This is a genomic window from Aeromonas media, from assembly GCF_000819985.1.
In the GTDB taxonomy this organism is placed as follows: Bacteria; Pseudomonadota; Gammaproteobacteria; order Enterobacterales; family Aeromonadaceae; genus Aeromonas; species Aeromonas media.
Map to the genome: position 1 here is coordinate 24,339 of NZ_CDBZ01000003.1, position 18,148 is coordinate 42,486.

The 18,148-nt window shown below is 63.6% G+C and carries 16 protein-coding genes and 1 pseudogene; 8 read left to right on the forward strand and 9 right to left on the reverse strand.

Annotated elements, in window-relative coordinates; genetic code table 11:
• The first annotated feature begins 74 nt into the window (after nt 1-74).
• Complete coding sequence (locus BN1127_RS00180) at nt 75-986, forward strand: DMT family transporter (protein WP_042648080.1); 912 nt, start codon at nt 75-77, stop codon at nt 984-986.
• 107 nt (nt 987-1,093) lie between these two features.
• Here BN1127_RS00180 and BN1127_RS00185 read toward each other — a convergent pair.
• Together BN1127_RS00185 and BN1127_RS00190 are read right to left on the reverse strand one after the other, a co-directional pair.
• A pseudogene (locus BN1127_RS00185) lies at nt 1,094-1,941 on the reverse strand (AraC family transcriptional regulator).
• Nucleotides 1,938-2,423: a GNAT family N-acetyltransferase gene (locus tag BN1127_RS00190; RefSeq protein WP_042648081.1), complete on the reverse strand. Its 486-nt coding sequence runs from the start codon at nt 2,421-2,423 to the stop codon at nt 1,938-1,940. Before BN1127_RS00190 ends, BN1127_RS00185 begins: the two are co-directional and overlap by 4 nt.
• Before the next feature lie 159 nt (nt 2,424-2,582).
• On the opposite strand from BN1127_RS00190, the gene BN1127_RS00195 reads away from it, so the two are divergent.
• Nucleotides 2,583-4,031 (forward strand): catalase, encoded by a 1,449-nt coding sequence (locus tag BN1127_RS00195; protein ID WP_042648082.1) that lies wholly within the window; start codon nt 2,583-2,585, stop codon nt 4,029-4,031.
• A 475-nt stretch (nt 4,032-4,506) separates the two neighbouring features.
• Here the strand turns inward: BN1127_RS00195 and BN1127_RS00200 are convergent, their stop codons facing one another.
• Nucleotides 4,507-4,824 (reverse strand): YnjH family protein, encoded by a 318-nt coding sequence (locus BN1127_RS00200; RefSeq protein ID WP_156139731.1) that lies wholly within the window; start codon nt 4,822-4,824, stop codon nt 4,507-4,509.
• Between the two features lie 222 nt (nt 4,825-5,046).
• On the opposite strand from BN1127_RS00200, the gene BN1127_RS00205 reads away from it, so the two are divergent.
• Nucleotides 5,047-6,099: a hypothetical protein gene (locus BN1127_RS00205; protein WP_042648083.1), complete on the forward strand. Its 1,053-nt coding sequence runs from the start codon at nt 5,047-5,049 to the stop codon at nt 6,097-6,099.
• Between the two features lie 77 nt (nt 6,100-6,176).
• Here the strand turns inward: BN1127_RS00205 and BN1127_RS00210 are convergent, their stop codons facing one another.
• A complete protein-coding gene (locus tag BN1127_RS00210; protein ID WP_005330064.1) occupies nt 6,177-6,554 on the reverse strand; it encodes a hypothetical protein in 378 nt (125 codons plus the stop codon).
• 195 nt (nt 6,555-6,749) lie between these two features.
• Between BN1127_RS00210 and BN1127_RS00215 the strand changes: the two genes are divergently transcribed.
• The 4 genes from BN1127_RS00215 to dhaR all read left to right on the forward strand — a co-directional run bounded on the left by BN1127_RS00215 (nt 6,750) and on the right by dhaR (nt 12,139).
• Nucleotides 6,750-8,129 carry a bifunctional NUDIX hydrolase/phosphatase PAP2 family protein gene (locus tag BN1127_RS00215; RefSeq protein ID WP_042648089.1) on the forward strand — a complete coding sequence of 460 codons (1,380 nt, stop codon included), beginning with the start codon at nt 6,750-6,752 and terminating at the stop codon, nt 8,127-8,129.
• Between the two features lie 10 nt (nt 8,130-8,139).
• Nucleotides 8,140-9,228 carry an AI-2E family transporter YdiK gene (ydiK, locus tag BN1127_RS00220; protein WP_041206533.1) on the forward strand — a complete coding sequence of 363 codons (1,089 nt, stop codon included), beginning with the start codon at nt 8,140-8,142 and terminating at the stop codon, nt 9,226-9,228.
• Between the two features lie 201 nt (nt 9,229-9,429).
• Nucleotides 9,430-10,134 carry an SDR family oxidoreductase gene (locus BN1127_RS00225; RefSeq protein ID WP_005330060.1) on the forward strand — a complete coding sequence of 235 codons (705 nt, stop codon included), beginning with the start codon at nt 9,430-9,432 and terminating at the stop codon, nt 10,132-10,134.
• A 103-nt stretch (nt 10,135-10,237) separates the two neighbouring features.
• Entirely contained in the window at nt 10,238-12,139 is a 1,902-nt protein-coding gene (dhaR, locus tag BN1127_RS00230; protein WP_042648090.1) for a dihydroxyacetone kinase operon transcriptional regulator DhaR, read from the forward strand.
• Nucleotides 12,140-12,234: 95 nt separating this feature from the next.
• Here the strand turns inward: dhaR and BN1127_RS00235 are convergent, their stop codons facing one another.
• From BN1127_RS00235 to BN1127_RS00255, 5 genes are all read right to left on the reverse strand, one after another.
• Nucleotides 12,235-13,317, reverse strand: a complete 1,083-nt coding sequence (locus BN1127_RS00235; RefSeq protein ID WP_042648084.1) for a glycerol dehydrogenase — start codon at nt 13,315-13,317, stop codon at nt 12,235-12,237.
• Nucleotides 13,318-13,476: 159 nt separating this feature from the next.
• Nucleotides 13,477-14,193, reverse strand: a complete 717-nt coding sequence (dhaM, locus tag BN1127_RS00240; protein ID WP_041206536.1) for a dihydroxyacetone kinase phosphoryl donor subunit DhaM — start codon at nt 14,191-14,193, stop codon at nt 13,477-13,479.
• Between the two features lies 1 nt (nt 14,194).
• Nucleotides 14,195-14,824, reverse strand: coding sequence for a dihydroxyacetone kinase subunit DhaL (gene dhaL, locus BN1127_RS00245; protein WP_005330055.1), 630 nt, complete (start codon nt 14,822-14,824; stop codon nt 14,195-14,197).
• Between the two features lie 15 nt (nt 14,825-14,839).
• Nucleotides 14,840-15,910: a dihydroxyacetone kinase subunit DhaK gene (gene dhaK / locus BN1127_RS00250; protein WP_005316680.1), complete on the reverse strand. Its 1,071-nt coding sequence runs from the start codon at nt 15,908-15,910 to the stop codon at nt 14,840-14,842.
• Between the two features lie 238 nt (nt 15,911-16,148).
• Nucleotides 16,149-17,507: an NCS2 family permease gene (locus BN1127_RS00255; RefSeq protein WP_042648085.1), complete on the reverse strand. Its 1,359-nt coding sequence runs from the start codon at nt 17,505-17,507 to the stop codon at nt 16,149-16,151.
• A 201-nt stretch (nt 17,508-17,708) separates the two neighbouring features.
• On the opposite strand from BN1127_RS00255, the gene BN1127_RS00260 reads away from it, so the two are divergent.
• A complete protein-coding gene (locus BN1127_RS00260) occupies nt 17,709-18,041 on the forward strand; it encodes a cupin domain-containing protein (RefSeq protein ID WP_042648086.1) in 333 nt (110 codons plus the stop codon).
• Nucleotides 18,042-18,148 lie beyond the last annotated feature (107 nt).

An 18,148-nucleotide genomic window follows, 5' to 3' on the forward strand; every position in this document is an offset into this window, starting at 1 on the left:
GCCCCCCGCAGGCGGGTATCGTACTGACAGGGGCCAGAGTGCTCCCTTGACTGCTCTCTCAGGGATGAATCCGTATGCGTTCAAACATGATGTTATTGATGGCCGCCGCCATCTGGGGACTGGGCTTCGTCGCCCAGCGCCTGGGGATGGATCACATGGGGCCTTTCACCTTCAACGGCCTGCGCTTCCTGCTCGGCGCCCTCTCCCTGCTGCCGCTGCTGTGGTGGCTCAAATCGCGTCAGCCCAAGCCGCAACCAGGCTCACCATCCGGTGATCGCCGCCTGCTGCTGGTCGGCGGCCTGATCGCCGGGGGCGTATTGTTCAGCGCCGCCTCCCTGCAACAGGTGGGGCTGCTCTACACCACGGCCGCCAAGGCAGGCTTCATCACGGGTCTCTACATCATACTGGTGCCCGTCATCGGCCTGGCACTGCGCCACAAGACCGGGGCCAACACCTGGGTAGGCGCCCTCATCGCCATGGCCGGGCTCTACTACCTCAGCGTCACCGAAGAGTTCACCATAGGCTACGGCGATCTGTTGCAGGTGATCGGCGCCCTGTTCTGGGCCATTCACCTGCTGGTGCTCGATCACTACTCGAACCGGGTCGCCCCCATTCGCCTCGCGGGAGTGCAATTCGTGGTGTGCGGCCTGCTCAGTCTTGGCACGGCCTTTGTCATCGAAACTCCGACCCTCGGCGGCGCCATGGCGGGCTGGCAGGCCCTGCTCTACGCGGGTCTGGTCTCGGTCGGCATCGGCTACACCCTGCAGGTGGTCGGCCAGCGCGGTGCCCACCCGGCCCACGCCGCCATCATCCTGAGTCTGGAGACGGTGTTCGCCGCCATCGGCGGTGTGCTGCTGCTGGGAGAGCATCTGGACGAGAGGGCCATCGTTGGTTGCACCCTGATGCTGGCGGGCATGCTCATCTCCCAGATCCGGCTGCGCTGGTGGTGGAAGTCCCGCCGGAACAAGGTGTCCAGCCAGCCCTGATGGGCGTCGGCATGGGGATCTGCCCATGTGCCTGACTGTGCAGGTCCGGGGCACCAACACGCAATGAAACGAGGCGCCTCTGGGCGCCTCGTTTCATTGCCACGCGCTTATCGCACGCTGGAGCAGAAGCTCACGTCGTCCTGCAGAGGATCATTGCTCATACTGTGATAGAGCTCGAAACAGGGGCCGTCGCCGAACGCCAGCCCGGCGGAAACGATGTCGCCTATGTGCTCCTGCCAGCGCGGCCCGTACTGGTTGCGATCCGTGATGAGGTAGCGGGACTGGGCGTAACGCCCGGCTGGGATGAGCTGGGTCTCCACCTCCCCCGTTCCCAGGGCACTGTGACACCGATGTCGGTACGGCACTGGGCCGGTGGCGTCACCTCGGGGTTGTCGTGGTAGATGAAGATCCACTCCCCCTGCTCGAGCCCGCGGGTAGCGGCCCACTGGTGCAGGCGGTTGCAGACGGCGTCATACCCTTCGCCATAGGGGCCGGTGACCCGGACATAGGCCAGAGTACGGGCGTCCATCTCGATGGTTTTCATGGTGTTGCTCCTTGCTGATGAGTGACCCTCAGCATAAGGATCCGGCTGCGCAAGTGCGTGTCCATCCTTGCTCATCAGGTGTCCATTCTTGCTCTTGTCACGGCGAAACGCTCCCGGGGTGCAGCCATAGTGACGACGAAACGCCTTGGCAAAGGCCTGGGAGCTGGCCAGGCCGGCCCCCAGCGCGATGGCGGTGACGCTGGCGTCGGTGTAGCAGAGCTGCCAGGCCGCCCGTTGCATCCGCAGCCGCCGGCACATCTCCCCTGGCGCCTCACCCGCCACGGCGGTGAACACCCGGTGGAAGTGATAGAGGGAGAGGCAGGCGCGGCTCGCCAGCTCCTCGATGGAGAGATCCGGCTCCTGCTCCAGTGCCCGCAGCACGGGAGTCAGGCGCTCGCGATAGTCGATCATGAGCGCACCCTGGCCATATAGAACACATCCACATAGCGCCCCTGCCGGAAGGCATAGTCGCGGGCCCGTCCCTCTTCCACAAAGCCGAATTTGCGATAAAGCGCCAACGCAGCTTCGTTATCGACGAAAACCGTCAGTTCAATCCGGTGCAGGTTGAGCCAGTTATCGGCCAGATCCAGTGCCGCAGCCATCAGTGCGGAGCCAACCCCCTTGCCCGCCCAGTCATCCCGCACCCCCATGCCAATACCTGCCACATGCTTGCGTCTGGGATTGGGCTCCACATGCAATGCTATCTGGCCCACCAGCCCCCCATCTACCTCCGCCACCAAGGCGACTACATCACTGCTCTCCAACCGCTTCTGCCACTGGCTAAGGGGAGGCGTGGGCAGGTGCAGAGTGCCCGCCTGAGCATTGGGCAGGGCGTAGAGATCCCGCAAGGCGGGGGCATCGGTGGGTTCGGCATGACGGATAGTAGTCTGCATATGAGGCTCCTTCTCGAAACCCCCATCATGCAATATCCGGCGCGGTTACACATCCCCCCGCACCCATTTGTCTTGCCTATCAAAGGGCTAGGAAAAGCCCATTGGCCCGTCACTGTGCAGATCCGTAGGCTGACCCCCTATCAACAAGGAGAGACATTCATGACCGACAAGACCCTGCACAGCGCCAACGGTGCCCCCGTCGTCGACAACAACAACAGCCTCACCGCCGGCCCCCGCGGCCCGGTGCTGATGCAAGACATCTGGTTGATGGAGAAACTCGCCCACTTCGATCGCGAGCGCATTCCCGAGCGGGTGGTTCATGCCAAGGGTTCGGGCGCCTACGGCACCTTCACCGTCACCCACGACATCAGCCAATTCAGCAAGGCCGACCTGTTCAGCGCCGTCGGCAAGCAGACCCCGGTCTTCCTGCGCTTCTCCACCGTGGCCGGTGAGAAGGGGGCCGCCGACGCCGAGCGCGACGTGCGCGGCTTCGCCCTCAAGTTCTACACCGAGCAGGGCAACTGGGATCTGGTGGGCAACAACACCCCCGTCTTCTTCATCCGCGATCCGCTGAAATTCCCCGACTTCATCCACACCCAGAAGCGGGATCCGCGCACCAACCTGCGCAGCGCCACCGCCGCCTGGGACTTCTGGTCACGCCATCCGGAATCCCTGCATCAGGTCACCATACTGTTCAGCGATCGCGGCATCCCCAAGAGCCTGCGGGAGATGAACGGCTACGGCAGCCACACCTTCAGCTTCATCAACTCGGCCAACGAGCGCTTCTGGGTCAAGTTCCACTTCAAGACCGAGCAGGGCCACAGCTTCTACACAGATGAAGAGGCGGCCAATGCCGTCGGTCAGGATAGAGAGACCAGTCAGGCGGATCTGTTCAATGCCATCGAGCGGGGCGACTTCCCGCGCTGGAAGGTCTATGTGCAGGTGATGCCGGAGGCCGACGCCCAGACTTACAAAATTCACCCGTTCGACCTCACCAAGGTGTGGCCGCACAGCGACTACCCGCTGATCCCGGTGGGGGTGCTGGAGCTCAACCAGAACCCGGACAACTACTTCGCCCACGTGGAACAGGCCGCCTTCACCCCGGCCAACGTGGTACCCGGCATCGGCTTCTCGCCGGATCGCATGCTGCAGGGACGGCTCTTCTCCTACGGTGACACCCAGCGCTATCGCCTCGGCGTCAACCACGGCCTGCTGCCGGTCAACGCTCCGCGCTGCCCGTTCCACCACGGTGCCCACCGCGACGGCGCCATGCGGGCGGACAGCAATGGCGGCGCCAGCCCCAACTACCAGCCGAACCGCTTCGGTACCCAGCAACCGAGCGAGCAGCACGAACCGGCGCTGAGTCTGGAAGGGGCCGCCCTGCACTACGACTTCCGTGACCATGACAGCGATTACTACAGCCAGCCGGGGGATCTCTTCCGCCTGATGGACGAGGGGCAGCGTTCACGGCTCGCCGCCAACCTGGCCCGCTCCCTCATCAATGTGGAGGATGACGCCATAGTCGCGGCCCAGCTCAAGCACTTCGAGCAGGCCGACCCCGAGTACGCCAAACGGGTCGAACTGGCACTGGCCGCCTTGCAGCGCTAAGCCGCAAGCAGGCAATATCTGCAAACGCAAAACGGGGGCCTGATGGCCCCCGTTGTCGTGATGTTGACGGTGATAAATAGAAAACGGAGCCCGAAGCTCCGTTTTTCAATGCCGTATCCATCCCGGACGCAGCGCCTTCGCGCGCTTCCCGCGCCCTTGCCAACAAGCGTTTGTACCACCAGCTCACGACGGCAACGACGTTGTGCATAGGCAGAGAGTCACAGTGATCGTCTGCGGTGATGAATAAAAAACAGAGCCCAAGGCTCTGTTTTCACTGCTGTATCAATCCCGGACGGAACGCGCTTCGCGCTCTTCCCGCTCCCTTGCCAACAAGCGTTTGTACCACCAGCTACTGCGACGACGTTGTGCATTGGAAGAGCGACGAGCCATTTCTTAGGTTCCAGCCAAGAGAAGAAAGGAGCTGCATTATGCGACAGGGGTCACGCCCGTGTCTGTAGCTGGATCAAGAAAAGGCTCACTGACCTACCCTGATCGTCTCCCTGCTGGTCGCCCCCTCGTCGACCGGCCCATACATGGCGGGTTCGCGCCAGGCCAGGGGCCCGTTGCTCTCCTGCTCGTTTTGCGGGCCGCACTCCAGCCAGAGATCCCCCTGCTGGATGCGGGCGCCGAGGGAATATTTCTGATCCTGATACCAGCAGACCCGCTCGGGCAATGAGCCCAGGGGCAGCACCAGATCTGTGCCCACCGAATGGCTGAGGGGGTTCGATGCCGGGGCCGCCAGCACGGGGAACAGACCGCCGAGGGCAAACAGACAAAACGCGGTTCGGATCATGGGTGACACCTGTGACAACGAGAGAGTGATCCACTAAAGCGACCACAGGTGTCGCCGACTTGACCAATAAATGTCGGCTCATCTGGCATTCCGGAAGCAATATGATAGCCTGCCAGCGCCCGCCGATCCCATGGGTGAGAAACCGGGCCAGTTCGGGTCATGCTGTCGGGAAAAGACAGCATATAACCTCATTAATCAAATAATTACTTGGATATGTTGTCGATGCGTATCATGCCGTTGCTCCAGGCCGCCTGCCTGAGCCTGATGTTGTCCGCCTGTGTGGCCCCCTTGCTGATGATGAGCCCCACCAGCCAGCTGATGTGGGCCCTGCTCAAACCTCTGGTCGGATTCGATCCGAACGAAGCCAACCTGTTCGAACAGCCGCTGATCAAGGACAGAATGACCGCCATGCTGGGACCCAACTACGACAGCACCATGCAGTTGCTCAAGACGGCCAACGAGTTGCAGCAGGAGGGGCCGCTGTTTTACGTGGTCTCCCGCTACGCCCCGGTACCGGATGTAGCCAAACAGGCCGGCATGGTGTGGAACGCCGATACCAACCAGCTCTCCGTCATGTTGCAAAAGGGAGACGGCGCGACTCAGGTATTTGGCGAAAACCTGACGGCGGCGACCCCGACCTGGCCGAGCGCCATGCAGGAGTGGCAGGCCGGCAACCCGACCGCCACCGCCCTCACCGACGCCGGCAAGGTGATGACGGGAACAAGCGGCTCCCTGCTTGGCAATGTGATGGGCAACCTGCAACAGAGCGCGACCCAGGCGATCTCCAGTTCCGCCAGCCAGGCGGTCAACGGCGCCACCAGCGCAGCGACCCAGCAGGTGAACAAGAGCGTCACCGGCACCCTGCAGCAGGCCAACCAAGCCGTGACGGATTCTGCCAAGCGGGCCGTGAGCGACTCAGCCACACAGGCTGCCAGCAGCGCCACCACGGTGCAGCCGCAGGTGAGCAAAGCCGTCAGCGACTCAGCCAAACAGGCCGCCAGCAGTGCCACCACCACGGTACAGCAGCAAGCGAGCAAGGCCGTCAGCGACTCAGCCAAACAGGCCGCCAGCAGCGCCACCACCACGGTACAGCAGCAAGCGAACAAGACCGTCAGCGACGCCTCCGCCACGGTGCAGCCGCAGGCGGACAAGGTCGTCAGCAATGCGGTCAGCACTGTGCACAAACAGGCCGACGCGGGAGCAGACAAGGCGATCAAGCAGAGCGATCAGGCCAGGGCGGATGCCGAGGCCGAGCTGGAGAAGCTGCTCAACTAAGAGGGCGAACCCGTTCACCATGCAAACAGGCCATCCGAGGATGGCCTGTTGTTTATCTGCGAATGGGCAGGGGAGCCTTAAAAGTGGCGATCCTGCTCGGTGGGCTTGGCCACCTTGTCTTCGCTGTGTTCGATGGCCGTGCGGATAAGATCGACGCCAGCCCGGATGATCAGCACCCCCATGTTGACCAGCTTGACGCAGACCCACATGAAGGTGATGAGCAGGATCAGCTTGAGCACTGTCTGGAAGGCTTCCAGGAAGTTCTGCTCCAGCTGGGCGGTGAGGCCATTGGCGCTGCTCATCAGCCAGGTGTAGACCTCGCGCACGAAAGGGATGCGGCTCGGCATCTCCAGCACGTCCAGTGCGGCAGGCAGCGCCTGGAAGATGACGATGCTGCCAAACAGTATCAGGATGACGCCGATGGCAATCCCCAGGAAGAAACCGAACTGTCGCATGAAAGGCCCCAAGATGTGTTGAATGAGAAGAACAATAGCCGCCAATACTAGGGACTGCCCGGGCCAACGGCAATCCTTGCACCCCAGATTGGATCGTCGCTTGCCCTGCCGGCGCCGGCCATCCACCGGAAGTCATTGCCCAAGTATCTGATTTCTGTGACCCTTGTCCCCATCTATTCCCTTATTAGCGCCATCATGCTCAGACCCGCTCTTTTCCTGCTTCTGCTGTTCGGCACCCTCTCATCTTCCCTGTTTGCCGCCGAATCACCCCCCTCTGCGGCCGCCTGCGTGATCCGCCACCAGCAGACGCTGTTGCTGGTGCAAGACAGGATCTCCGATCGCTACAGCCTGAGTGGCGGCTACATAGACGGGGGCGAGACGTCCACCCAGGCGGCCCTGCGGGAGCTGTTTGAGGAGACGGGGCTCCATGGCCGGATCACCGGGGAGCTGGGGCGCTGGCAGCGCGCCACTGTATTCGCCTGCCAGACGCTGACCCCCATCCGGGCCCAGCGCGGCTCGGGTTTTGTCTCCCTGCTTGAGGCCCCGAACCTCGGCGGCGAGATCCTCAACGCCAGGCTGATCGATGCCGCCAGCCTGCCCCATGATCAGCGCCGCTTCCCGACGCAACTCGACTGGCTCGCCCCCCGGCTGGCCCAGGTGCCCGAGAGCAAGGTGCAGTGGGTGCCGGACTTCAGTACCGAAGGCAACGTCCTGCACAGGGCAGAGCTGCCGCTGATCCAGCGCCTGCAGCAGTGGCTGGGGCCAGACGCGCGCTGGCTTGAGGTCGGCAATCTGCTTGGATCCGCGGCCTTCCAGCTAGCCTTGATCCCCTTCTTGCTCCCCCTGCTGGGCTGGCCAAGGCTGCGCAACCTGCTGTTTGCCATGGTGCTGCTCACCCTGCTGGTGCAGCTGCTCAAGGAGGGGATCGCCTGGCCCAGGCCCTTCCACCTCGACCCCACGCTGGGGCAAAGGAGTGCCCAGGGCCTTGGCATGCCGAGCGGCCACGCCGCATCGACCCTGCTGTTCTGGGGACTGCTGCTCGGCGCCCTGACCTCCCTCAGAGCCTGGCAGGGCATGGGGCTGGCCTTGCTGCTGGCAGTCCTGGCCGGGCTGGCCCGCATCTGGCTCGGCGTGCACTTCCTCTCGGATGTGGCGGCCGGCCTGGGTCTCGGCGCCCTGCTGCTGGCGCTGCGCGCCCCTCTGGCGACGCTGGCGCAGCGCCAAGCACCCTGGTTGCTACTGCTGCTGGCCTGTGCCCTGGCGGGCTGGCTGACCCAATCCACCGCCCTGGCGGGGCTCGCCATGTTCACCCTGGGACTGGTATCGGGTAATCTGCTACAACTCGAACGACACCCAGCCCCCGCCCTCCACGCCGCCCTGCTGGCCCTGGCGGGCGGCCTGCTCATCGGGGGACTGCTGTTGGCGCTCCCGATGCTCACCGACAGCTCAGTGCTGATCCTGGTGGGAAAAGGGTTACTCTATGGCTGCCTGGGATTCTGGCTGAGTGCCGCGCTCTGGTGGTTGCTGTCTTTTATCAATACGGGCTCCGGACCACGGAGCTCTCCCCCTCGCTAAAGGGAACGCAATGCATATGAAAAAAGTGGATTTGGCCAAGATCACCCTGGGCTTGCTGTTTCTCAGCCTGCTCATCATCTCGTGCTTCATGGTGCTGCGCCCCTTCCTGCCCGCTCTGGTGTGGGCCACCATGATCACCATCGCCACCTGGCCGCTGATGCAGATGGCCCAGCGCCTGCTGTGGGGCAAACGCACCCTCGCGGCGCTGCTGATGAGCTGCATCCTGCTGCTGATGTTCGTCATTCCGCTGTTCATGGCCCTGGCAAACGTGGCGGAGAAGGCCCCCATGCTGATCGATCTCGGCACCGAGCTGAGCCACTCCCCGCCCCCCGAGCTGCTCTGGCTGCAACAGGTGCCTCTGGTCGGCGACAAGCTGTTCGAGTTCTGGCAGCAGATCCTCGCGAGCGGCGGTCAGGTGCTGTTCGCCAAGCTGGCCCCCTACTTCGGCCAGACAGCCCGCTGGCTGGCGGCCCAGGCGGGCAACCTCGGCCTGCTGTTCGTCCACTTCCTGCTGACGGTGGCCATCTGCGGCCTGCTCTACCACTCCGGGGAAAAAGCCGCCGACGGCATTCGCCGCTTCGCCCACCGACTGGCGGGCCAGCGCGGCGACAACGCCGTGGTGCTCGCCTCCCAGGCCATCCGCGCCGTCGCCATGGGGGTGGTGGTGACCGCCCTGGTGCAATCCTCGGTGGCCGGAATCGGCCTGCTGATTGCGGGCATTCCCTACGTCATGATCCTGGTGGTGCTGATGTTCCTGCTGATCGTCGCCCAGATAGGCCCCTTCCCGGTGCTGCTGGCCAGCGTGGGCTACCTCTACTGGAGCGGGGATACCACCTGGGGCACCTTCCTGCTGGTCTGGTCCCTGCTGGCGGGCACCATGGACAACTTCCTGCGCCCCTTCCTCATCAAGCGCGGCGCCGACCTGCCGCTGATCCTGATCCTGGTGGGCGTCATCGGCGGCCTGCTGGCGCTGGGGATTATCGGGCTCTTCATCGGCCCCGTGGTGCTGGCGGTGGGTTACACCCTGCTGGATGCCTGGATAAAAGAGGGGGAGCAAACGCCCGCCGCAGAAGCGCCCGCATCCCCCCCGGTGGAGTGACCCACCCGCAAGAGAAGCAAGACGCCGCCCACTGGGCGGCGTCTTTTTTCGCACAGCTTGGGCCCGGTTGCGCCAACATAGAACCAAAGTTCGAATCAGCGCGTCAAAACACGAACCTGGGTTCGAATCCACCCCCTCCCTCCCCTAGGCTTCCCTAGCCCCTGCCGACACAATGGTTGCTCTATTGAAGGAGGAGACAAGATGAACGAACTGAGAGCAACACGCGCCCTGATCAGCGGTGGCGCCAGTGGTATCGGGCTGGCCATCGCCGAGGCCCTGGCCAGCCAGGGGGTGGAGCTGGTCCTGGTCTCGCGCCGCCTGGGGCTGCTGGAACAGGAGGCGGCGCGGCTTCAGGGCAGATACGGGGTGAGGGTACTGCCGCTCACGCTGGATCTCTGCGACGGCGCCCAGGTCCGCGCCCGGTATACCGAGACTCGGGAGCGGCTCGGCCCCATCGATCTGCTGGTCAACAACAGCGGGGTCGGCAGCGACTACCTGGTGCAGGACTTGCCGGAGTCGGAGTGGGACAGGGTCATGGACACCTGCGCCAAGGGGACCTTCCTGCTGACCCAGGCCTGCCTGCCGGACATGCTGGCCCATCGTCACGGCACCATCATCAACATCGCCTCCCAGGCCGCCAAGAACGGCTATGCCAGGGCCAGCGTCTATTGCGCCGCCAAGTTTGCCGTGCTGGGGTTCGCCAAAGCGCTGCGGGAAGAGGTGCAGCATCAGGGCATCCGGGTTCATACCCTCTGCCCCGGTCTGGTCCAGGTGCCGCCCCCGGCCTGCCCCGGGGAGCGCAAGCCCGGCTGGTTGCAGGTGGAGGATCTGGCAGAGGCCGTGCTCTACACCCTGCGCCAACCCGCTCACGTCCAGCTCGACGAGATCGGCATGACGGGGATCTGAGAGGGGGCCAATGGCATCACAGCCCTCTGAGACAGGTCACTGAATCGGGGGCGCTGGCGTGGTTAAATGGTCGGCTCACATCTTGCCGGATATTGCTGTGACCATGCCATCTGACCTTCAGCCACTGCAGCCTTGGCCTGACTATCTGCAGGCCTCCTGGCTGCGCTGCGCCCACCAGACCAGTGCCACCCTCTGGCATCCGCCTCACAGCGCCAAGGGGCAGACCTTGCAGAGCCTGCGTCAGCGCAAGCGCGACCTGCTCACCACCGGCGAGATGGCCCTCGAAGATCTCTACGAATTTATGGAGGGGCGCCCCTGCGCCCTGCTGCTCACCGACGAGAGCGGCTGCCTGCTGGCTCAGACCGGTCATCCCGACACCCTGCGCGAGCTGGCGGCGCTGGGGTTTGGCCCCGGCGCCTTCTTCAGCGAGGGGCGCATCGGCACCAATGCCATCAATCTGGCGGCGCTGGAGGGAGTGCCGCTCTGCGTCAGCGGCCCCCAGCACTTCAACCAGACCCTCCACCCGTGGCACAGCTGTGCCAGCCCGGTCTACAACAGCAACGGCCGTCAGGTCGCTATCATCGCCTTGATCTGCAAGGTGGAGGAGGCGAGCGCCGGGGATCTGGCGCTCACCGTCAGCGCCGGGCGCGAGCTGGCCCATCTGCTGCAGATGGAGACCCTGATGCAGGAGTCCCAGCACCACCTGAGCGAGCTTTACGCCCTGCTCGATGGCATGGATGACGGCGTGCTGGCCTGGGACCCGCAGGGGCGGCTGCGCTACCTCAACGCGCTGGCGGCCCACCGGCTGCGGCTCGATCCGGCGCTCTGTCTCGGCCAGCCGCTGGAGCAGCACCTGCTGTTGCCCCAGCGGTTGCAGTTGGCCATCAAGGGGCAGACGCCACTGAGTCATGTGGAGGTGACGCTGGAGCGGCTCGGCGCGCAGGAGGGGGAGTTTATCAACGCGCTGGTGAGCCTCAAGCCGCTGCCGGGGCCGGAGGGGGTCAGCTTTATCGCCCTGTTGCACCCGGTCGATCGGCTGCGGGCCATCCACCAGCTGCGCCAGACGGTGCCCGAGCTGTCGGCGCTGGTGGGGGAGTCGAGCGCCATGCGCAAGCTGCTGCGCTATGCCCGGCAGGCGGCCCAGAGCACGGGCCCCATCCTGCTGCGCGGCGAGGAGGAGGTGGGCAAAGCCCAGCTGGCGGAGGCGATCCACTTTGGCAGCGAACGGGCCGCCGGGCCGCTCATTACCCTTAACTGCCAGGCGCTGCCGAGCGAGCGGATGGCGCTGGAGCTGATGGGGTCCGACGAGGCGGGGCAGGAGCGGGCGGGCAAGTTCGAGCTGGCCCACGGCGGCACCCTGGTGCTGGAGCAGGTGGAGTGCCTCTCTGCTCCCATGCAGGCGGCGCTGCTGCAACTGCTTAAGACCGGCCGCATCCAGCGCTTCGATTCGGCCCGTATCCTGCCGCTCAAAGTGCGGATTATTGCCACCAGCAGCGCCCCGCTGGAGCAGCTGGTGCAGGAGGGGCTGTTTGGCCGCCAGCTGCTCTATGCCTTGCAGGCGTGCGAGCTGTGGCTGCCGGGGCTGCGGGAGCGAGCGGCGGATCTGCCGGGCCTGATCAGCCAGCAGTTGGCGGCGCAGGGGCGCGAGCCGGTGCGCCAGTTCAGTCCGGCGGCACTCGATTGTCTGCTCGCCTATCCCTGGCCCGGCAATCTGGGGGAGCTGCGCAGCGCGGTCGAGTATGCGCTGCTTCATTCCGGTCAGGGGCTGATCCCGCCGGAGGCACTGCCAGCCGCAATCCGTCACGGCTATCAACTGGTAGCGGATGAGGTGGTGGGGCAACCGCTGCTCACACTGGCGGAGCTAGAGCGGCAAGCCATCTTGCGCTGCGCCCACGCCTGCAAGGGGCAGGTGAGCCAGATGGCCCAGCACCTGGGCATCAGCCGCACCACCCTCTGGCGGCGATTCAAGCTGCTTGAGATCGATCCCGCCGACTATCACGACTGACGGCGACCCGAGCCGTTACCAACCGGCCCGCAGAAAATAAAAAGGCCCCGCAGTTGCGGGGCCGTTTTATATGGCAAGGTCAGCAGTGGCTGATGTTACAGCCCCAGCTGGTGGGCGGTGACGATGGCCGCCAGCACATCCTCGGCGGTGACCTTGAACGGCATGTTGTGGATGGTCTCACCCTTGGCGGTGGAGGCCTTGGCCACCTCCATCAGGCGCGCCATATCCAGCTCCTTGACCCCCATCATATGCAGGTTGGTCGGCAGGCCAATTGAGCGGCAGAAGGCCAGCACTGTCTCGATCTCCGCCATGGGCGCATTCTCCAGCACCAGCTGCACTAGCGTACCGAACGCCACCTTCTCACCGTGATAGAGGTGGTGACACTCGGCCAGCTGGGTCAGGCCGTTGTGGATGGCGTGGGCGGCGGCAAGCCCGCTGCTCTCGAAGCCGATACCGCTCAGATAGGTGTTGGCCTCTATGATGTTCTCCACCGCCTTGGTGCAGAGCCCCTGTTCCACCGCCAGCTTGGTCTTGTAGCCGTCGGCCAGCAGTGTCTTGTAGCAGAGCTCGGCGATAGCCTGGGCCGCCAGGGTAGAGGCACCACCGGCCATGGTCTGGCAACCGGAGACCTTGTTGGCCCGCGCCTCGAAGTAGGTGGAGAGCGCATCCCCCATGCCGGAGACCAGCAGTCGCACCGGGGCACGGGAGACGACGCCGGTATCCATGATGACCATATTGGGGTTGGTCGGGATCATCAGGTATTCGCTGAACTGCCCTTGTGGGGTGTAGATGACCGCCAGCGCACTGGTCGGCGCATCGGTGGAGGCGATGGTCGGCACTATGACGACCGGTACCTTCTGGTAGAAGGCGACCGACTTGGCGGTATCCAGCGTCTTGCCGCCACCGATACCGATGATGACGTCGAACGGCGTCTGGTTGCAGCGGGCCAGCAGACGGTCGATCTCGGGGCGGGAGCATTCGCCATTGAAGCAGTCGAACTCGGGCTTGATGCCCACGCCGTGGAAGCTGGTGGCAACCGTGTCGCCAACCAGCTTGGTGACGAAGGCATCGGCCAGAATGAGCGGCTTGGCACCGAGTGCCTTGACGTAGTTGCCGATATTGGCGAGGGCCCCGTTGCCTTGCACGTATTTGCTGGGGCTGATGATGATGCGGTCCATATTCTACCCCTCTCTCTAGTTCATAAGACTTCTTTTGAAACTAACAGGGGCGAAGGGGCGGCTGTGCCGGGGAGTCCTTCGTCTTTACTTGCATTACAGTGGCGCGGCAGCTGGCCCATTCGGTCGGTGCCGCACTTGGAAACGGGTTGGCGTGCGGCGTCAGTCGCCGAAACGCTCGGCGGCCAGCTGCTGGAAGCAGGTCAATGCAGCGCTGGCATCCTCCCCGCGCGCCAGCAGGGTGAGCATGTCACCCTGACGCACGTTGAGCATGGTGAGCCGGGTCAGGCTGCGGGGATTGGCCTCTTTATCCCCCTTTTGCAGCTTGAGTTCAGCGGCAAAGGGCTTGAGGGCGGCCACCAGTCGGGCGGCGGGGCGCACATGCAGGCCGTGGGGGTTATCCACCACCACCTCGCAGCGCAGCCAGCCATCGTCGGTAACGGGGGCCGCCTCAGTGGCGGCCTGCGTAGCGCTGGCAGGCAGCATCGCCTGTTTCGGGCCCAGTGCGCCGAGTGCTTCGGCGGCCACCTCGTCGAGGCTCATACCTGAACCTGCCGCCACCACGGCGGCCAGGGAGCCCTCGACCAGCGGGGCAGGACAGAGCCGCACCCGAGAACTCAAATCAGGGGGCAACAGCTCGAGGGCGGTCTCGGCGCTCAAGAGGGCACTGCCCAAGTCCATCAGCACCAGCACACCGCTGCCGTCATCCGCTTCTTCAATCGCACTCATCACGGCGATGGCATCTGTGCCTATGGGGTGGTCGGGGTCATCGACCCCGGCCGCCAGCAGCAATCTGGCCGGGCTGCCCAGCTGGTCGGCCAGTGCTTTCAAGCCGGCCGCCAGCATGGCGCTGTGAGAGACAACTACGATTCCGATCATGTCACAACCTCGCTCTGTCACGCAGGGCGGTCAGCAGCAGCAGGGTCGAGGTAGCCCCGGCATCCTGATGGCCTATGCTGCGCTCGCCGAGATAGCTGGCGCGTCCCTTGCGGGCCTGCATCTGTATGGTGGCCTCGGTGCCGGCCGCGGCGGCTGCCACAGCCTTGTCCAGCGCATCATTGAGCGGTAGCTCTTGCTGCTGCGCCTGTTGCAGGGCGGCCAGTGCCGGCCACCAGGCGTCGCACATTGTCTTGTCGCCCGGCTCGGCGCGGCCGCGAGAAACAATGCCCTCGACTCCGTCGCTCAGCATTTTGCCAAGCTGGCTCAGGCTCAGGCTTTGGCAGGCGTCCGTACTGGCCGCCGCTCGAATGAAGAAGGTGCCGTAGAGCGGGCCGCTGGCGCCGCCGACCGAGGAGAGCAGGGTCATGCCGGTGGTTTTCAGCACCTGGCCGATATCCTTGTCTGCCACCGCAGGCAGCTTCTCGGCCACCTTGGTAAAGCCGCGCTGCATGTTGAGACCGTGGTCGCCATCGCCGATGTCGGTATCCAGCGCAGTGAGGTAGTCACGCTGCTCGGTGAAGATGTGTTCGCAATCGAGCAGCCAATTGACGATGTGATGTTTGCTTAGCATGAGAGTAAGGGCTCCTTAGCAGCCGCGACGCAGGGCGGGGGTGTGAACGGGGGCATCCCACAGGGTCATCAGCTCGTCGTCCACCTTGAGCAATGTGATGGAGATACCTGTCATGTCGAGGGCGGTGCAGTAGGGACCTATCAGGTTGCGCACCAGATGGATGCCCGCCTCTTCGCACAGAGCCGCGAGGCGACCATAGACGCCATACAGCTCTGAAATCGGGGTGCCGCCCAGGCTGTTGACCAGGGCTATGACACGATCGCCCCGGTTGAGCGGTTCGATGAAGGTGTGCTCTTCCTGCCAGCTGCCGGAGGCTCTGTCCCAATGGCGCAGGGTGCGACCATAGGGGGTGTTGTCCGCCAGCTCGCTGAACATGTCATCCACCAGGGTATTGAGGTCGGTGAAGGGGCGGCGCGCTATACCGGGTTCGCCGTGGATGCCCACGCCAAACTCCATCTCGTTGTCCGCCAGAGTGAAGGAGGGCTTGCCGGCGGCAGGCACGGTACAGGCGTGCATGGCGACGCCTATGGTGCGGCTCTGGTTGTTGATGCGACGGGCCAGTGCCTCGCAATGGGCCAGGTCATAGCCCGCTTCGGCTGCGGCCCCCACCAGTTTTTCGCACAGCACGGTAGTGGCAACGCCACGGCGACCGGCGGTATAGAGGCTGTCTTTGACCGCCACGTCGTCATCGATCAACGAGAAGCCCACCTTGACTCCATCGCCGTGCAGCAGCTCGACCGCGGTCTCGAAGTTGAGCACGTCGCCTGTGTAGTTCTTCACCAGGAACAGCACGCCCGCGCCGCCATCAACGGCCTGACCGCACTCGTACATCTGATCCGGAGTCGGCGAGGTAAAAATCTCGCCGGGGCAGGCGCCATCCAGCATCCCTTTGCCCACCAGACCGCCGTGCATCGGCTCGTGGCCGCTGCCACCGCCGGAGACCAGCGCGACCTTGCCCATCACGGGGGAGTCGGCGCGGGTGATGTAGTGGGGTTCGATACGTACCTTGAGCTCGGGATGGGCGGCGGCCATCCCCATCAGTTGTTCACGGACCACGGCATCGACGGCATTGATCAGTTTCTTCATGGCTCACTCCTTGGCTTGCCACCGCACGGGTGGGCAAATGGTTGATGGAGCCAGTCTAACGACAGAAAGAAGGATAAAAATGACGGTCGGTTTGGTTCGGATTTGAAACAGCAGAGGGGGTATCAGCGTTTCAATCTGAAACGATGCGGGGCAAACGGGCGGGAAACTGTTAGCGGTCTCACAGCCATGAAAAAGGGCCCCGCGGGGCCCTTCACTATAACCGGAATAAACGGACGAGTTAGATGGCCCAGCCACCGGCATAGAAGATCACCAGCGCCAGGGCGATGATGACGGTGCCGATGTTCAGCTTCTTCCACTCGGCAGCGAAGATGCGGCCAACGACCAGTGCCACGAAGCCCAGCATGATACCGGTGACTATATTGCAGGTCAGTACGATGAAGACGGCGCACAGCATGCCGGCGAGGGCATCGACCGAATCGCTGAAGTCCAGCTTGGTGACGTTGCCCAGCATCAGAAGACCGACGTACATCAGGGCCGGTGCGGTGGCGTAAGCCGGTACCAGATAGCTCAGCGGGGAGAGGAAGATCATCAGCAGGAACAGCACGCCGACCAGCGCAGCGGTCAGGCCGGTCTTGCCACCTGCTGCGGTACCTGCGGCAGACTCGATGTAGACGGCCGCCGGAGCACCACCCACCACGCCAGCGACCATGCTGCTAACGGAGTCGGCAGTCAGTGCCTTGCCGCCGCTGATGATGTGGCCACGTTCGTTGATAAGGCCCGCCTGACCGGCTACGGCACGGATGGTGCCGGTGGCGTCAAACACGGCGGTCATTACCAGCGCCAGCACGGTGGGAATCACCACCGGATTGAGGGAGCCCAGCAGATCCATGCTGCCTACCAGCGAGCCTTTTTCACCGGTCAGGCTCGGCATGGCGAAGAAGCCCTGCCAGGTCACTTTCGGATCGAAGATGAGACCGAGGATGGAGATGGCGATGATCACCATCAGGATGCCGCCCGGCACCTTGCGACGCTCCAGACCGAAGATGGCGGCCAGACCCAGCACCGTCATGATAACCGGGAAGGAGGTCACTTCACCCAGTTGAACCGGCAGACCGGCACCTTCGTTCTTGATCACCATACCGACGCCGTTGGTGGCGATCAGCAGCAGGAACAGACCGATACCGATGCCGGTGCCGTGGGCGATGCCGGAGGGGAGGTTATCCAAGATCCACTGGCGTACGCCGGTGACGCTGATCAGGGTAAACAGCACACCCATCAGGAAGATGGCGCCCAGCGCGACCGGAATGCTCAGTCCCTGACCCAGTACCAGACTGAATGCGGTAAAGGCGGTGAGGGAGATGGCGCAACCTATGGCCATCGGCAGCTTGGCCCATAGACCCATCAACAGGGAGCCGAAGGCGGCGATCAGGCAGGTTGCCACGAAGACGGGGCCCTGCTCAAAACCAGCGGCACCCAGCATGTTCGGCACCACTATGATGCTGTAGACCATGGCCAGGAAGGTGGTCAAACCGGCCAGCAACTCCTGGCGGACAGTGCTGCCACGCTGGGTGATGGAGAAATAGGAGTCCAGAAACCCGCTATTGCCGGTGCGGGCCGTCATTTCTTGCGTTGCCATAACTCATCCTGAATGTGTGAAGGAAATCGTTTGCGTAATGGCGCGCAAAATAGCAAGAATTTGGCGAGATTGCAGCGGATCAGGCACCATTTTCCCGAACTTTTCCATTTAAAGCCTCATTGGAAGCCTCAACTTCCACATGGGAAGCACCTCATCAGCTTCTACACTCTTAGCTAGCCCCCATCAGCCGGAGACAAGCCCATGCACACAGGCAACCTGCTTGGCCAAATCCCCTCCCCCCTGCCCAATGAGGTGTTTACCGACCTGGTCAGCACCAATCACTTTCGCATCGAGCGCATCCTCTCCCAGGGACAACAAACCCCCACGGGGGAATGGTTCGATCAGGACGAACACGAGTGGGTAGCGCTGATGCAAGGCGAAGCCATCCTGGTCTTCATCACACCGGATACCGGGCTCCAGGAGCGCGTCCACCTTGGGCCTGGGGATTACATCAACATTCCGGCGCACCTTCAGCACAGGGTGGAGTGGACCCACCCTACCGAGACGACCGTCTGGCTCTGCATCTACTACTAGGAGTAGTCCACTTTTCGCCGTGTTAAGGCACAACGAGAGAAGCCCAATCGACAGATTGGGCTTCTTGGGATGCTGAATGCACATAGAAAAAAGGCCTTCCCGTGAGG

Excerpts from the sequence above, each read along its gene's own strand:
- BN1127_RS00180 (WP_042648080.1), top strand. The coding sequence starts at position 75 with ATGCGTTCAAACATGATGTTATTGATGGCCGCCGCCATCTGGGGACTG.
- BN1127_RS00190 (WP_042648081.1), bottom strand. The coding sequence starts at position 2,423 with ATGCAGACTACTATCCGTCATGCCGAACCCACCGATGCCCCCGCCTTG.
- BN1127_RS00195 (WP_042648082.1), top strand. The coding sequence starts at position 2,583 with ATGACCGACAAGACCCTGCACAGCGCCAACGGTGCCCCCGTCGTCGAC.
- BN1127_RS00200 (WP_156139731.1), bottom strand. The coding sequence starts at position 4,824 with ATGATCCGAACCGCGTTTTGTCTGTTTGCCCTCGGCGGTCTGTTCCCC.
- BN1127_RS00205 (WP_042648083.1), top strand. The coding sequence starts at position 5,047 with ATGCGTATCATGCCGTTGCTCCAGGCCGCCTGCCTGAGCCTGATGTTG.
- BN1127_RS00210 (WP_005330064.1), bottom strand. The coding sequence starts at position 6,554 with ATGCGACAGTTCGGTTTCTTCCTGGGGATTGCCATCGGCGTCATCCTG.
- BN1127_RS00215 (WP_042648089.1), top strand. The coding sequence starts at position 6,750 with ATGCTCAGACCCGCTCTTTTCCTGCTTCTGCTGTTCGGCACCCTCTCA.
- ydiK (WP_041206533.1), top strand. The coding sequence starts at position 8,140 with ATGCATATGAAAAAAGTGGATTTGGCCAAGATCACCCTGGGCTTGCTG.
- BN1127_RS00225 (WP_005330060.1), top strand. The coding sequence starts at position 9,430 with ATGAACGAACTGAGAGCAACACGCGCCCTGATCAGCGGTGGCGCCAGT.
- dhaR (WP_042648090.1), top strand. The coding sequence starts at position 10,238 with ATGCCATCTGACCTTCAGCCACTGCAGCCTTGGCCTGACTATCTGCAG.
- BN1127_RS00235 (WP_042648084.1), bottom strand. The coding sequence starts at position 13,317 with ATGGACCGCATCATCATCAGCCCCAGCAAATACGTGCAAGGCAACGGG.
- dhaM (WP_041206536.1), bottom strand. The coding sequence starts at position 14,193 with ATGATCGGAATCGTAGTTGTCTCTCACAGCGCCATGCTGGCGGCCGGC.
- dhaL (WP_005330055.1), bottom strand. The coding sequence starts at position 14,824 with ATGCTAAGCAAACATCACATCGTCAATTGGCTGCTCGATTGCGAACAC.
- dhaK (WP_005316680.1), bottom strand. The coding sequence starts at position 15,910 with ATGAAGAAACTGATCAATGCCGTCGATGCCGTGGTCCGTGAACAACTG.
- BN1127_RS00255 (WP_042648085.1), bottom strand. The coding sequence starts at position 17,507 with ATGGCAACGCAAGAAATGACGGCCCGCACCGGCAATAGCGGGTTTCTG.
- BN1127_RS00260 (WP_042648086.1), top strand. The coding sequence starts at position 17,709 with ATGCACACAGGCAACCTGCTTGGCCAAATCCCCTCCCCCCTGCCCAAT.